General features: G+C 69.6%; 15 protein-coding genes. 9 read left to right on the forward strand and 6 right to left on the reverse strand.

Translation table 11 applies throughout. The annotated features are described in order from the left end of the window. Positions 1-86 precede the first annotated feature (86 nt). Positions 87-872 carry a class I SAM-dependent methyltransferase gene (locus tag VGC56_RS13340; protein ID WP_464125613.1) on the reverse strand — a complete coding sequence of 262 codons (786 nt, stop codon included), beginning with the start codon at positions 870-872 and terminating at the stop codon, positions 87-89. A gap of 91 nt (positions 873-963) precedes the next feature. Beyond that, positions 964-2,217, reverse strand: a complete 1,254-nt coding sequence (locus tag VGC56_RS13345) for an AI-2E family transporter (protein WP_464125614.1) — start codon at positions 2,215-2,217, stop codon at positions 964-966. A gap of 319 nt (positions 2,218-2,536) precedes the next feature. On the opposite strand from VGC56_RS13345, the gene VGC56_RS13350 reads away from it, so the two are divergent. Beyond that, positions 2,537-4,552 (forward strand): AAA family ATPase, encoded by a 2,016-nt coding sequence (locus tag VGC56_RS13350; protein WP_464125616.1) that lies wholly within the window; start codon positions 2,537-2,539, stop codon positions 4,550-4,552. Here the strand turns inward: VGC56_RS13350 and VGC56_RS13355 are convergent. Beyond that, the gene (locus VGC56_RS13355; protein ID WP_464125618.1) at positions 4,549-5,220 is read right to left on the reverse strand and encodes a winged helix-turn-helix transcriptional regulator; all 672 of its coding nucleotides are present in this window, start codon (positions 5,218-5,220) and stop codon (positions 4,549-4,551) included. The genes VGC56_RS13350 and VGC56_RS13355 overlap by 4 nt on opposite strands. 66 nt (positions 5,221-5,286) lie before the next feature. Here VGC56_RS13355 and VGC56_RS13360 point away from each other — a divergent pair, with 66 nt between their 5' ends. Genes VGC56_RS13360 through VGC56_RS13385 form a run of 6 tightly spaced genes read left to right on the forward strand, consistent with a single transcriptional unit; the run spans position 5,287 to position 8,410 of the window. Then, complete coding sequence (locus VGC56_RS13360) at positions 5,287-5,727, forward strand: VOC family protein (protein ID WP_464125619.1); 441 nt, start codon at positions 5,287-5,289, stop codon at positions 5,725-5,727. 29 nt (positions 5,728-5,756) lie between these two features. Continuing rightward, complete coding sequence (locus VGC56_RS13365; protein WP_464125621.1) at positions 5,757-6,233, forward strand: DoxX family protein; 477 nt, start codon at positions 5,757-5,759, stop codon at positions 6,231-6,233. Positions 6,234-6,288: 55 nt separating this feature from the next. Next, complete coding sequence (locus VGC56_RS13370; protein ID WP_464125622.1) at positions 6,289-6,651, forward strand: DUF1428 domain-containing protein; 363 nt, start codon at positions 6,289-6,291, stop codon at positions 6,649-6,651. 26 nt (positions 6,652-6,677) lie between these two features. Further along, positions 6,678-7,118, forward strand: coding sequence for a VOC family protein (locus VGC56_RS13375; RefSeq protein ID WP_464125624.1), 441 nt, complete (start codon positions 6,678-6,680; stop codon positions 7,116-7,118). 24 nt (positions 7,119-7,142) lie between these two features. Continuing rightward, on the forward strand, positions 7,143-7,919 hold the full coding sequence (locus VGC56_RS13380; protein WP_464125626.1) for a VOC family protein: 777 nt from the start codon (positions 7,143-7,145) through the stop codon (positions 7,917-7,919). Between the two features lie 11 nt (positions 7,920-7,930). After that, complete coding sequence (locus VGC56_RS13385; protein ID WP_464125627.1) at positions 7,931-8,410, forward strand: VOC family protein; 480 nt, start codon at positions 7,931-7,933, stop codon at positions 8,408-8,410. Between the two features lie 10 nt (positions 8,411-8,420). Here the strand turns inward: VGC56_RS13385 and VGC56_RS13390 are convergent, their stop codons facing one another. The 3 genes from VGC56_RS13390 to tgt form a co-directional block, all read right to left on the reverse strand. Further along, a complete protein-coding gene (locus VGC56_RS13390) occupies positions 8,421-10,469 on the reverse strand; it encodes a M13 family metallopeptidase (RefSeq protein WP_464125629.1) in 2,049 nt (682 codons plus the stop codon). A gap of 61 nt (positions 10,470-10,530) precedes the next feature. Continuing rightward, positions 10,531-11,760, reverse strand: a complete 1,230-nt coding sequence (locus VGC56_RS13395; RefSeq protein ID WP_464125631.1) for a cell wall hydrolase — start codon at positions 11,758-11,760, stop codon at positions 10,531-10,533. Between the two features lie 173 nt (positions 11,761-11,933). After that, positions 11,934-13,073, reverse strand: coding sequence for a tRNA guanosine(34) transglycosylase Tgt (gene tgt / locus VGC56_RS13400; protein ID WP_464125633.1), 1,140 nt, complete (start codon positions 13,071-13,073; stop codon positions 11,934-11,936). A gap of 216 nt (positions 13,074-13,289) precedes the next feature. On the opposite strand from tgt, the gene VGC56_RS13405 reads away from it, so the two are divergent. Together VGC56_RS13405 and VGC56_RS13410 are read left to right on the forward strand one after the other, a co-directional pair. Further along, positions 13,290-13,469, forward strand: a complete 180-nt coding sequence (locus tag VGC56_RS13405; protein ID WP_464125635.1) for a hypothetical protein — start codon at positions 13,290-13,292, stop codon at positions 13,467-13,469. Positions 13,470-13,509: 40 nt separating this feature from the next. Continuing rightward, the gene (locus tag VGC56_RS13410) at positions 13,510-13,785 is read left to right on the forward strand and encodes a DUF3297 family protein (protein WP_464125637.1); all 276 of its coding nucleotides are present in this window, start codon (positions 13,510-13,512) and stop codon (positions 13,783-13,785) included. Positions 13,786-13,817: the final 32 nt, after the last annotated feature.

The raw sequence follows: 13,817 nt of genomic DNA on the forward strand, positions 1-13,817 counted from the left end.
CCTGTAGCATGCCACATTTGTAGCCGAGCGCAAGCCCCGTTCGTCGAGGAAACGATCCGTTGGTCGCTGAGGGGAGTGGGCTCTTGCTACTTCCGGGGTTTGCGGAAGCGGTAGACGATGCGGTCGGTGTTGCCGCGGATACTAGGGTCGAAGACCAGTTTGGTGTGGTCGTCGGCGGGGTTGCGCAGGAGGCTGGATTCGCCGTCGAGAACGAAGCCGGCGCGTTTGAAGTCGGCCTTCACCACCGCCGGGTCGATGCGGTGGAGCTTTTCGACCACGTCGCGGACCTCGCCGCCGGGGGCAGCGACATGGTCCACCACCTCGATCGCGGCGCCGGGCTTCATCGAATCGTAGACGGTGCGCAGGAAGGCGTTCGGGTCGAGCGGGCCGTAGCCGTACTTCGCGCTCTGCCAGTAGACGTCGTGATAGTTCAGATGGATCATCACGAAATCGAAGGCGTCGCGCGGCAGCGTGAAGGCGCTGGAGGAGACCATGATCAGGCCGGCATTCGGCGCACGCTTGCGCAGGTCCGCCCAGCCCGCTCTGGCCTTGTCGTTGAGGAAGCCCGCCGGCTCCCAGGCAAGCACGCCTCCGCGCGGGCCTACGGCCTTGGCCATGATCTCGGTATAATATCCGCCGCCGGCGAACAGATCGAGCGCGATGTCGCCGCGCCGCAGGCCGCCGAACTTGAGGATTTCGACGGGCTTGCGCACCGCGTCGAGCTTCACCTGGTCGTCGGGACGGCCGGGGCCGGAAACCGCCGCGGCGACGTCCGCGGGGCCGCTTGCCGCCACTCGCGCGTCGGGTGCCGCCGCCGCCAGTGCGGGCGCCGCGAGCAGCAGGGCCAAGGCCGTCAATCCGAAAGCGCGCATAATCCCCTCCATCGATTTTCTTGCCGCGAGAGCTAGGCCAAAGTCGCAGCCTCCGCATCCCCTCTCTTGCCGTTTTCGCGGGGAGCGACACCTAGGGCTCTTCGACGGAAGCCCCGTCCGCTGCGACGAAGCCCGGGCCGGAGCCGGGGGCGCCGCGCAGCTTCGCCCGCTGGGCGCGCTTGTGGCGGCGGCGGGAGCCGGCGACGACGTCCTCGCCCAGCCATTCCCGCCACACCAGGAACAAAGCCGCCATGATCGCGGGGCCGATGAACAGGCCGACGAGCCCGAACGTCTCGAGGCCGCCGAACGTCGCCACCAAAGTCCACAGGAACGGCAGCTCGACCGAATTGCCGATCAGCGCCGGCTGGACGATGTTGTCGCCGATGAGCATCACCGCCGCGCCGAACACGAGCAGGATCACCGCGCCGACGACATGGCCCTGGACGAGGAGGACGAGGCTGGCGACGCCGAAGGCGGCCCAGGCGCCGAAGGGCAGCATCGCGAAGCCGATGGTGATGACCGCGAACAGCACCGGCCGCGGCACGCCCAGGGCGGCGTATGCGAAGCCGATCAAAGTGCCCTCTCCGATCGCAACGAAGACCGTCCCGTTGACCGCGCCGCGGATCGCGTCGGCCAGGCGCATGACGAAGCGCTCGCCGAAATCGCCGTAGAAGCGGCGGGCATTGTCGACCGACTTGTTCGCGAGCCGCTCCCCATCGCGAAGGATGATGAAGAGGGCGAGCAGGGTGATGGCGAAGAACATGCTGCGCGAGGCGAGCTCGCGAGCCAGCGTCTCGGTCCATTTGGCGATTGCGCCGGCGTCGAGGCGGCCGAGGAGGTTGGCGGCGGCCTGCGGGGTGGCGAGATGGCCGTTCCACCAGCCCACGGCCCGGTCCCCCGCCAGAGGCATGTGCGAGAGCCAGGGCGGCGCAGGCAGCCCGTGCTGCTGGGCCTGCGTCACCCAGGCCATCGCCGCCTGGCTGTCGCGCGCCGCCTCGACGGCGACGATGGCGAGCGGCAGCATGAGGATCAGGCCGGTGCCGAGCGTGACGACGAGCGGCGCGACGATCGGCAGGTGGCGACCCTCTTTCCGCGGCGGGGCGAGGCGGCGGTAGAGCGGCCACAAAGCCACCGCCATGACCACGGCCCAGGCGAGCTCGAGCACGAAATCGCGGGCGATCCACATCCCCGCCAGAGTCAGCACGACGAGCAGCAGCCGCAGCTGCAGCACCGGCGTCGCGACCGCGGCTTCCTCGATCCGCGCCTCCTGCAGCGCCGCCGCCTCGCGGCCCTCGCCGCGCCCCTCGTCGCGGCCCTCGCCGCCCCCCTCGTCCTGGCTCGCCATGGTCCCTCCCTCGCCGCCTTCCTGCCCAAAGCGGGGCCTTGGAGCAAGGTTTCGCGGCGGCAACGAGATTGACAGCGGCGCCTTCCGGGATTATCGGCCCGCTCCCCGCGCCATTTCCGGCGCGCGGAGATGACGGAGACTGCGATGCACGATCGCATGAATGACGGGATGAATATTCCCGCCTCCGTCCGCATCCCGCCCAAGCGCTAAGGCGCGCCGGCCGGGTTCGGACCCGGCGGGCAACCAATCGACCTCAAAGCAATGAACGGCTCCGGCCGCGCCTTTTTTCGTGCGCGTCCGGGCCATGCAGGAACGAGCCATGGGCGAGAAGCTTCTGGCGCAGCGTGCGCTTGCGCTGCTGCGCGACACTGTGGGACCGTCGAGCCAGGAGGCCGCGGCGGCACTCGGCTGGGCTGCGGACCAGCGCGACTGGCTGTGGCCGGGTCAGGCCTGGGCGGACTCGCCGCCGGGCCGGATTGCGCGCGCCTTCGGCGTGGAGGCGCTCGACTGGGAGACTCTGCCGCGCCTGCTTTCCCGCATCGACACGGCCGAGCCGGAGCCGCCGCTGCTCACCAGCCTCGCAGCCGCTGCGGCCCTGCTCGACCTTGACGGATTCGAGCTTGCCCTCGTCCGGACGGTAGCCGCCTTCGAGCGCCTGCCGCGCCTGTCCGGGCTGCGCTGCCGGCTCGCTACGGCGGGGCACGACGTGGCCTCGCTGGTGGGCCAACTCGCGGGCGCCCCGGCCGCCGAAGCGGGACAGCGCATCCGCCGCTCCGAAGCGCTCGGGCTTGGCCTGCTCTGGTTCGGAGCCGACGGCGGCTATGGCGGCAGCGAGCTCCAACTCCAGTGGCGCTTCGCGCGCCTGCTCGACCGCGGCCAGACCGACGAGGCGCAGCTGGTGGCGGCGCTCGCCGGCGCGCCTCAAGCCGCGGCGCTCGGTCGCGAGGACTTCGCCGAGCAGGCGGAGGCATTCGACCTCGTCGTGCGGCTGCTGAAGGGCGCCCTCCGGGCTCGGGCGGCGGGTATCGGCGTGCTGCTCTACGGCCCGCCGGGAACCGGCAAGACGGAATTCGCCCGCGCGGTCGCGGCCGCCGCCGCCGCGTCGCTGTTCGCCGTCGGTGAGGCCGACGTCGAGGGCGAGGAGCCGAGCCGCTCCGAGCGGCTGCAGGCGCTGAAGCGTGCGCAGCGGCTGCTCGCACGCCGCGGCGCCAGCGTCCTGCTGTTCGACGAGATGGAGGATATGTTCGCGGAGGCCAGCTTCACGCCCGGCGTCGGCCGTCGTGCGGGGTCCAAGATCTACGTCAACCGTCTCCTCGAAGAGGGGGCGGTGCCGGTGATCTGGACCACCAACGACCTCACCGCCGTCGATCCGGCGCACATACGGCGGATGAGCTTCGTGCTGCGTATGGACCACCCTTCGCCGAAGGCGCGCGCGCGCATCGCCGCGCGCGCGGCGGAGGCGGAGGGAGTCGCCGACGCCGCGGCGGGGCTCGCCCCGTTCCTGCTGCACGAGCCGGAAAGCGCCAGCGTCGCGCGCTCGGCGCTGCGCACCGCCGCCCTCGCCGGTGGAGGAGCGGCGGCGGCGGCGGCGGCCGAGCGCGCGCTTATCCTCGGCCTGCGCGGTGGTCGGGCGCTGGCGCCGGTGCCTGAGGGAGGCGGGCTGGACCTGTCGCTCTACGACGGCGGCGGCGACATTGCGGGGCTCGTCGAGCGGCTCGCCGCCGCCGGGGCGCCGCGCGACTTCTCGCTGCTTCTCACGGGTCCGCCCGGGACGGGGAAGACGGCGCTCGCGGCGCACGTCGCGGAACGGCTCGACCGGCCGCTGCAGGTGAAGCGCGCGTCGGACCTCCTGTCGAAGTGGGTGGGGGGCACCGAAGCGAATATTGCCGAAGCCTTTGCCGAAGCGCGCGAGACGGGCGCCGTCCTTTTGTTCGACGAGGCGGATTCGCTCCTCCTCGACCGCACGGATGCGCAGCATTCGTGGGAGATCACCCAGGTGAACGAATTGCTCACCTGGATGGACGCCCATCCCCTCCCGTTCGTCGCGGCGACCAACTTCGCACGGCGGCTCGATCCCGCGGCGCTCAGGCGCTTCGTGTTCAAGATCGGGCTGCGGGCGCTGTCGGAGGACGCCGCGGCGCGGGCGTTCGCGCGCTTCTTCGGTCGGGCGGCGCCACCATGCCTGCGCGACGTCGGCGGCCTGACGCCGGGCGACTTCGCGGTGGTGAAGCGGCAGCTGCGCTACCGTGGCGAGGCCGGGCCGGCGGAGATCGTCGCATTGCTTGCGGCGGAGGCGAAGGCAAAGCCCGAGCGGCCGGTGAAGCTGGGCTTTTAGGCCGAGACCTTCGGCGGCAGGGGGAAGAGGGTGGCGAAGCGCCTGGCGAGGGCTTCGTCGCCCTCGACCTTCAGCGCCCCGGCGGCGGCGAGGGCTTCGAACGGAGCGCCGCCATAGACGGCGCCGGCGATCGCTTCCGGCGCGCCGGTGAAGATCGCGTCCGCGCCGGCCGGATCGCCCCGTTCCGTGTGGACGCGGCCGTCGGCGATGCGGGCGACGAAGCTTTGCTCGCCGATGCGGAAGCCCACTCTGGCGGCAAGACCGGCGATGCGCTCCGGCGACTGCATCGTGCGGAAGGACAGCATCAGCGAGGTGGCGCTGAGCGGCAGGCTCGGATCGTGGGCCGGCGAGCGGGTCGCCCAGCGGCCGAGCTCCTGAACGATCGGCTCTGCCTCGTAGCCCCAATCGGTAAGTTCGTAGACTTGGGCGGCGGCGGGGGGCGGGAGGCGGCGGCGGCGGACGAGGCCGGTCCCCTCCAGCCCTTCGAGCCGCTGGGTGAGGACGTTGGCGCTGATGCCGGGAAGGTCCGCCTTGAGGTCGCTGAAGCGCTTCGGGCCGAGCATCAGCTCGCGCATCACCAGCAGCGCCCAGCGCTCGCCGATCAGGTCCAGCGCATGCGCCGTCCCGCAAGCGTCGTTATAGCTTCTGGTCCTTTTTTCTAACTTCATTGTTGCTTTTTATAACACCAAGCGGCATCACCGTCAAACAACGATTCGAAAGATGGAGAGGCCACTATGTCGAGACTGATCTTCCTCAACCTGCCGGTGGCGGACCTCAAGCGCAGCACCGCTTTCTACGAGGCGCTCGGCTTCACCCGGAACCCGCAGTTCAGCGACGACACCGCCTCCTGCATGGTGCTGTCGGACGTCATCCACGTCATGTTGCTCACCCACGACAAGTTCCGGATGTTCACGCCCAAGGAGATTCCCGACGCGCACAAGACGAGCCAGGTTTTGCTCTGCATTTCGTGCGAGAGCCGCGCGGCCGTCGACGAGATCACCGAAGCGGCGCTCGCCCAAGGCAGCAGCGAGCCGAGCCCGAAGGACGAATACGACTTCATGTACGGCCGCAGCTTCGAGGATCCGGACGGCCACATGTGGGGCCCGATGTGGATGGACGTCGCCGCATTGAATGGCCGCGCCCCCGGCGAAGTCTCCGCCGAAGCCGCTGCCTGAACTTTGTACGCGTGCAAGAGGAAGAAGGAATGGCGCAGGCGATCCGATACGGACTCACCCCGGCAAGCCGAGCCTCCGGCGGCTTCGCGCTCTGGACCGGCCGAGCGCTCAGCGGACTGGTTGCGGCGTTCCTGCTGGTCGACGGCGGGATGAAGCTTGCCGGGGCGCGCGTGGTCACCGCGACAATGGCACGGCTTGGCTGGCCCTCGGATCTCGCCACCGCACGGCTGCTGGGCGTGCTGACGGTCGGCGCCACATTGCTGTACCTGGTGCCGCGGACCGCATTCCTCGGCGCGGTCCTGCTCACCGCCTATCTTGGCGGCGCGGTGGCGACTCACGTTCGGATTGCCAACCCACTGTTCAGCCACGTCCTCTTCGGCGTCTATCTGGGGGTCATTTTATGGGGCGGGCTGTGGCTCCGCGATCCGAGGCTGCGCGCCCTCCTCCCGCTGACAGCAATGGGCGGTGCGCGAGGAACAAGAGATCAAAGGGACGGAGAAGAATGAGCCCGTCGCTGGCGTCTAAATGGTCGCCGAAGCCGGCGCCCCAGGGAGAATCGAGATGAACTACATAGACGGATTCGTGATCCCGGTTCCGGACGGGAAGAAGGACGCCTATCGCGACATGGCGAAGAGGGCGGCGGAGGTGTTCATCGATCACGGCGCGTTGCGCGTCGTCGAATGCTGGGGCGACGATGTGCCGCACGGCAAGGTGACGGACTTCTACCGCGCGGTCGCGGCGGAGGAGAGCGACGGCCTCATCTTCTCCTGGATCGTGTGGCCGTCCAAGGCGCTGCGCAATTCGGCCAGCCCCAAGGTGATGGCCGACCCGCGGCTCCAGCCGACGGACGACATGCCGTTCGATATGAAGCGGATGATCTTCGGCGGGTTCGAGGTCCTGCTCGACAGCGGCGAGAAGGCCTGACAACGCAACGCCAAGGGAGAGCAAAGATGTCCCGCATGATCTTCGTCAACCTCCCCGTCGCCGACCTGGCGCGGGCCACCCGCTTCTACGAGGCGATCGGCCTCACCCGGAACGCGCAGTTCAGCGACGACAGCGGCGCGTGCATGGTCTTGTCGGACCTCATCAGCGTGATGCTGCTGACGCACGACAAGTTCAGGATGTTCACGCCCAAAGACGTGGCCGACGCGCACGGGACGAGCGAAGTGCTGCTCTGCATCTCGTGCGACAGCCGCGAAGCCGTCGACGCGATGACGGAGGCCGCGCTGGCGAGCGGCGGCCGCGAGCCCCGCGACAAGCAGGATCACGGCTTTATGTACGGCCGTAGCATCGAGGATCCCGATGGGCATATCTGGGAGCCGATGTGGATGGACATGGCCGCGCTCGGCGACCGGCCGGCCGGCGAGGTCGTCGCAGAGGCGGCGGCCTGAACCATTTCGAAAGGGAGAGAAAGAATGACACCGTCCTTTATCTGGTACGAGCTGATGACGCCCGACCCGGAGGCGGCGATCCGCTTCTATTCGGCGGTCGTCGGCTGGACTGCGGCGCCGCACCCGAGTTCGACGACGGACTCCGGCCCTTACATCGTGCTGAGCCGGGACGGGCGGGCGTTCGGGGGTCTTTTCGGGTTCACCGACGATATGAAGGCGAACGGCATGCCGCCGATGTGGAACGGCTATGTCGCCGTCGCCGATGCCGACGAGACCGCCGAGAAGATCAAGGCGGCGGGCGGGAGCATCCATATGGGGCCGAACGACATAGCGGGCGCCGGGCGCATCGCGATGGTCGCGGATCCCGGCGGTGCCTTGTTCTACATAATGACGCCCGATCCGGGCAGTGTGCCGCCGCCACGGCCGGAGCCGGACTCCCCTGCCTGCGGCTGGCACGAGCTGTTCACCAGCCAGGGCCAGAAGGCCGGCTTCGAATTCTATGCGGACCTGTTCGGCTGGGAGACGCTGTCGGAGATGGATATGGGCCCGATGGGCATTTACCGCGTCTTCGGCGCCAATGGCGAGCGCATGGGCGGCATGATGGACAAGCCCGACGCGCTGCCGAAATCCACCTGGGGCTATTATTTCACCGTCGACGGCACGGATGCGGCCGCCGAACGGGTGACGGCGAACGGGGGCGCGGTGCGGATGGGGCCGATGGAGGTGCCGGACGGCAGCTTCGTGGTGCAGTGCGCCGACCCGCAGGGCGCCGTCTTCTCCCTCGTCTCGCGCAACCGCTGAAGGAGCCTTCGATGACCAGCATCGCCCCCTGCCTGTGGTTCGATCGCGACGCCGAGGAGGCGGCGAACTTCTACGCCACGCTCTTCCCCGATAGCCGCGTCGATCATGTCCAGCGCTCCCCGGCCGATTACCCCAACGGCAAGGCCGGCGACGCGATCCTGGTGGAATTCACGCTGTGCGGGCGGCCGTTCCAGGGCCTGAACGGCGGGCCGAACAATCCCTTCACCCAAGCGGTCTCCTTCTCGGTCGCGTGCGAGGACCAGGCGGAGGTCGACCGCTATTGGGAGGCGCTGACCGGCGACGGCGGCGAGCCGGTCGCCTGCGGCTGGTGCAGGGACCGTTTCGGGCTGTCGTGGCAGGTGGTGCCGAAGCGGATGATCGAGCTGCTCGCCGATCCCGACCCGGGCCGCGCCAGGCGCGCGATGGAGGCGATGATGCACATGGTCAAACTCGACGTCGCTGCCCTCGAGCGCGCCGCCGACGCCGGCTGAGCCCATCGCCTCACCAGATGCGGACGCGCTCCTCGGGCTTGAGGTAGAGCGCCTGCCCGGGTGAGGCGCCGAAGGCGGCATACCAGTCGTCGATGTTACGCACGACGCCGTTGACCCGGAACTTGCGGAAGCTGTGCGGGTCGCCGACGGTCATTGCCTTGATCGCATCGGGCTGCATCTTGCCCGCCCACGCCTGGGCCCAGCCGAGCAGCACGCGCTGGTCGCCGGTAAGGCCGCCGATCACCGGCGCCGGCTTCCCGTTCAGCGAGCGGTGATAGGCGTCGAGGGCGATCGAGAGGCCGCCCAGGTCGGCGATATTCTCGCCCATGGTGAGGCCGGGATTGATGTGGAAGCCCGGCACCGGCTCGTAGGTGGCATATTGCGCCCCCAGCCGCTCGGCGCGGGCGTTGAAGGCGGCGGCGTCGGCCGGAGTCCACCAGTCGCGCAAGGCGCCGCTGGCGTCGATCAGCCGTCCCTGGTCGTCGAAGCCGTGGGTCATTTCGTGACCGATGACGCCGCCGATCGCGCCATAGTTGATCGCCGGATCGGCCGCCGCGTCGAAGATCGGCGCCTGGAGGATGCCGGCGGGGAAGACGATGTCGCGGAGCGAGCCGTTATAGGCGTCATTGGTCTGCGGGGTCATCGACCATTCGCTACGGTCGACGGAGCCGTCGCTGCGGCGGACGAGGAAGGCCCAGTCGGCGGCGGCGGCGCGGCGGACGTTGCCGAGCAGGTCGTCGCGGCGGATGGTGACACCGGCATAATCGCGCTGCGGCTTGTCCGGGTAGCCGACCTTGATCGAGTAGGTGTCGAGCTTCTTCAGCGCCTCCTGCTTGGTGGCGGGGCCCATCCAGTCGAGCTTCACGATGCGGTCTCGGAAGGCGGCCTTGAGGTTGCCGACCAGCACCGTGACCTTCGCCTTGGTCTCGGGCGGGAAGTAGCGCTGGGCATAGAGGTCGCCGACCGCCCAGGCGATGGTGCCGAAGCAGCTTTGCGGGTCGGCCCCGCAATCGCCGCCGCCGACGGCGACGATCGCCCGCTTCCAGCGCGGCCGGATCTCCGACTGGCCGGTCAGCACGCGGCCGTGGAAATCGAAATGGGCGGCGACGAAGGATTTGGAGAGGTACGGCGCGGCCGCGTCCGCCGTCCGGAACGCCATCCACGCCTTGAGCGTGTCGACGGGCGTCTCGGCATAGATGGCGGCGAGCTTCGGGAAGGCGCTCTTCTCGGCGACCACGACCTGCGCCTTGCCTGCCAGGCCGGCGGAGGCCAGCAGGGGAGCCCAGTCGAAGCCGGGCGCGAGGGCGCGAAGCTCCGCGGGCGTCAGGGGATTGTAGATGGCGTTCAGATCGCGCTGCTGGACCTTGGTCCAACTCGCCTCGGCCACCCGCGTCTCGAAGGCGACGATCGCGTCGGCGGCGCGCGCCGCATCGGCCCAGCCGGCGAGGCCGAGCAGCTTCGCGGCATAGAGGCGATAAGCTTCCTTCTTCGCCGCCAGCTCGGGCTTCAGATAATAATCGCGATCCGCGAGGCCCAGGCCCGCCTGGCCCATATACACCGTGTAGCGATCCGGGTGCTTGAGATCGGTGTCGATGCCGAAGCCGAACACGGACGGGTACAGCCCGGAATCCGCTTGCCCCATCAGCCCGGCAAGAGCGGCGCGGTCGGGCGCGCTGCGGATCGCATCGAGCTCCGGGCGGAGCGGCGCGGCGCCGAGCCGCTCGGCCTGCGCTTCGTCCATGAAGGCGGAATAGAAGGTGCCGACCTTGAAGCGATTGTCGTTCCCGGCCGGCGCTCTGGCGGCATCCTCCATCAGAATGTGGAGCTGCGCCTCCATCCGGTCGGTCATCTCGAGCCGCCGGGAGGCGGAAGGCCGGTCGGAGGGGATGCCGGTGCGGGCGAGGTAGGCGCCGTTGGCGTATTGGAAGAAGTCGTCGCCGGCCTTTACCGATCTGTCGGGGGCGGTGAGATCGAGGCCGAAGGGCGGGTAGACAGGCGCGGCGACGGCCGCTCCCAGCGCAACAACGGACACGGCCGCAGCCAACCAAAGCTTGTTCATGTCATTCCCCTCCGGATCGGGGGGAAGGGTAGAGCCTGTGGAGCGTGTTGCAAGCTGCCGCTTAGCAGCCCTGCTTCTCCGCGGCGCCCGCCCCGCCGGCGGGAAGGCGGCGGACGCCTTCCAGGCAATGCGGCGGCGTCGGCGCCGCGGCCGCGTCGGGCGCCTTTTTACCGAGCGCGGCTTGCGGCTTTTCGGGCAGGCCCGAAAGCGCCCAGTGCAAGGTCGAGGAGGGCTGGTTGGCCTGCGCCATGGCGCTGTCGGTGGCAGCCTGCGGAGTCATCGGCTCATAGCGGCGGACGATGGCGCGCGAGAGGCTGTCGACCCCGCCCTTCTCCGGCGTCACCGCGGTCGGCACGCCGTTGGCGGCAGCCGCGGCGGCAGCGGCGGCTTGGGCGGCAAGCAGGGCGTCAGGCGCGGGAGCGTCGCTGAGCGTCGAAGGATCGGAGGTGACGCGGCGCATCAGGGCGATCTGCGGCTCCGAACCGCCGGGGCCGCCGCGGAAGGCGGGGGCGCGGCCCCAGCCGCCCGCCCAGCGGTAGAAGATGTGGCGGCCGACCACCGCCGCCTTGGCGAGGGTGCCGGACCAATAAGGCACGACGTAATTGGCGTGATAATGGGTCGACCAGCCGACCGGCGCGTAGACCTTGCCGGCGATCGCTTCCTCGGCGACGATGCGGGCGCGGGTCCACAGCACCGCCACCGGCGTGCGCATCATCGCGCCGTCGCAGGTGAAGGTGAACTGGCAGCCGGTGGTGCGCTCGGAACCCTGGAAGACGACGCCGCAGACGCTCTTCGGGTAAGCCGGGTGACGGGCGCGGTTCAGCACCACCTGCGCGACGGCGCGCTGGCCATCGACCGGCTCCATCGCCGCCTCGTAATAGACCGCGGCGGTGAGGCATTCGACGGCGCGGGTATGGTCGGCGGGGGTGGCGAAGGCCTCGCGATAGGGCCGCGCGGCGGGATTGGCATCGGTGGAGAGCGGAATGGCGGCGTTGAGCGCGACCGCGTCCTGCGGGCTAACGTCGGTTCGGAACTGGAGCGGATCGGCCGCCGGCGGCGCGCCGGTCGGCAGCGCCTGCTGGATGTTGCCGGGGACGTTGGCATGGGCCGCCGTCGAGGCCGGCTGCAGCGCGCCAATGCTGAGCCCCGCGACCAGGTACAGCGCCGCCGTCGTCGCGAGGACGAGGCCGGCGAGCCAGTGGCGCGCCTCGGGCATCGTCGGCCGGCGGAGCGTCGGCAGGCGAAGCGCGGGCAGGCGCAGGGCAGGCAAAGTCGGTCTGGCGAACGGCATCCACTACTCCGGGAAGGGCGAGCCCATAGCCAAAGGGGCGATTTTTCGCAACCGCAGCACCGGCGAACATGGATCAAGGGGGGTGCCGCACAGGCCGTGGCCGGCCGTGAAGAGCCGCCGGTTGGCTCCCGAAAAGTGGCTATTTTCCGGCGATTGTCAAGAGCGCCTCGCCCTCAGCCACCCTTCGATTCGTAGCGGACGCGGAACGACTCGGCGAAAGCCGTCAGGCGCTGTCCGGCGATGGCGGCGCGCAGGTCCGCCATCAGCGCCTGGTAGAAATAGAGGTTGTGCTCGGTCATCAGCATCGCCCCCAATATCTCGCCGGCGCGGACCAGGTGGTGGAGATAGGCGCGCGACCAGCCGTGGCAGACGGGGCAGGCGCAGTCGGGGTCGAGCGGATCGGTGTCCTCGGCGAACTTCGCGTTGCGGATGTTGATCGGGCCGGCGCGGGTGAAGGCCTGGCCGGTGCGGCCCGAGCGGGTGGGGAGGACGCAATCGAACATGTCGATGCCCCGTTCGACCGCCCCGACGATGTCGTCCGGCTTGCCGACGCCCATCAGATAGCGGGGGCGGTCGGCCGGGAGCTGGCCGGGCGCGAAATCGAGGCAGGCGAACATCGCCTCCTGCCCCTCCCCCACCGCCAGCCCGCCGACCGCATAGCCGTCGAAGCCGATCCCGACGAGCGCGTCCGCCGACGCCTTGCGCAGCCCCTCGTCGAGCGCGCCCTGCTGGATGCCGAACAAAGCGGCGGCCTGCGCGTGCGCGCCGCCCGCGTCGAAGGCGTCACGCGAGCGCTGCGCCCAGCGCATCGAACGCTCCATCGCGGCGACCTGGTCGGCGCGCGGCGCGGTGGTGGGGACGAGCTGGTCGAACGCCATGACGATGTCGGAGCCGAGCAGGCGCTGGATCTCGATCGAGCGCTCGGGCGAGAGCATATGCTTGGAGCCGTCGAGATGGCTGCGGAAGGATACGCCCTCCTCGGTTACTTTGCTCAGCTCCGAAAGGCTCATCACCTGATAGCCGCCGCTGTCGGTGAGGATCGGCCGCTCCCAGCCCATGAAGGCGTGGAGGCCGCCGAGCCGCGCCACCCGCTCGGCGCCGGGGCGGAGCATCAGGTGGTAGGTGTTGCCGAGCAGGATGTCGGCGCCCGACGCGCGCACGTCCGCCGGCTTCATCGCCTTGACGGTGGCGGCGGTGCCGACCGGCATGAATGCAGGGGTGCTTATGTCGCCGCGGCGCATCGACAGCGTGCCGGTGCGGGCGCGGCCGTCGGTCGCGGCGATCGAGAATGCGAAGCGTGGGCGGTCGGCCATGCGGCCCCCTAGCCTGCCGCCGCCGTCGCCGCGACCCCCCGAAGGGTCTCGACATAGAGCGCGAAGTCGCCGATGCGTTGGCCCACCCTTTTTACGGAGATGATCGATGGCCAAGGGACAGGTGCGCGGCAACAAGGAAACGCGCAAGCCGAAGAAGGAAGTGAAGAAGACGATCGCGGCCAAGCCGTCGACCAAGGGGACGGTGGCCCAGGATTGATGGCGGAGAATTTCGCCCGCCACCGCCAGCCCTGGAAGCAGGACGAGATCCAGAAGCTCCACCTTCTGGCGGGCAAGGAGATGTCGCTGAAGGCGATCGCCAAGGCATTGACCCGCACCGAGGAGTCGGTGAAGGACCGCGCGAAGATGGACGGCCTCAAGATCAGCAAGCTGCGCTGAGCAAGGGGCCGTCCGGAGCAGCAGGAAAGACCCAGCCCCTATGGCCGACACGCCGCCCGACCGCCTTTCGCTCGACCCCCGCAGCCCGCATTTCGACGCGGACATCCTGCGCCGCGGCATCGGCATTCGCTTCAAGGAGCGCGAGCGCCACGACGTCGAGGAATATAGCGTCTCCGAAGGCTGGATCCGCGTCCAGGCCGGCAAGACGATGGACCGCCACGGCCGCCCGCTGACGATCAAGCTGACGGGCGCGGTGGAGCCTTACTTCGTCGACGGCGGAGATGGCGGTGAGCCCGAAGGGGCTGCAGAGGCCTGACCGAACCGCGAGCCCTGCCCTCGCGCCTGCCA

Origin of the sequence: Allosphingosinicella sp., from assembly GCF_036403745.1 — a bacterium.
Classification (GTDB): domain Bacteria; phylum Pseudomonadota; class Alphaproteobacteria; order Sphingomonadales; family Sphingomonadaceae; genus Allosphingosinicella.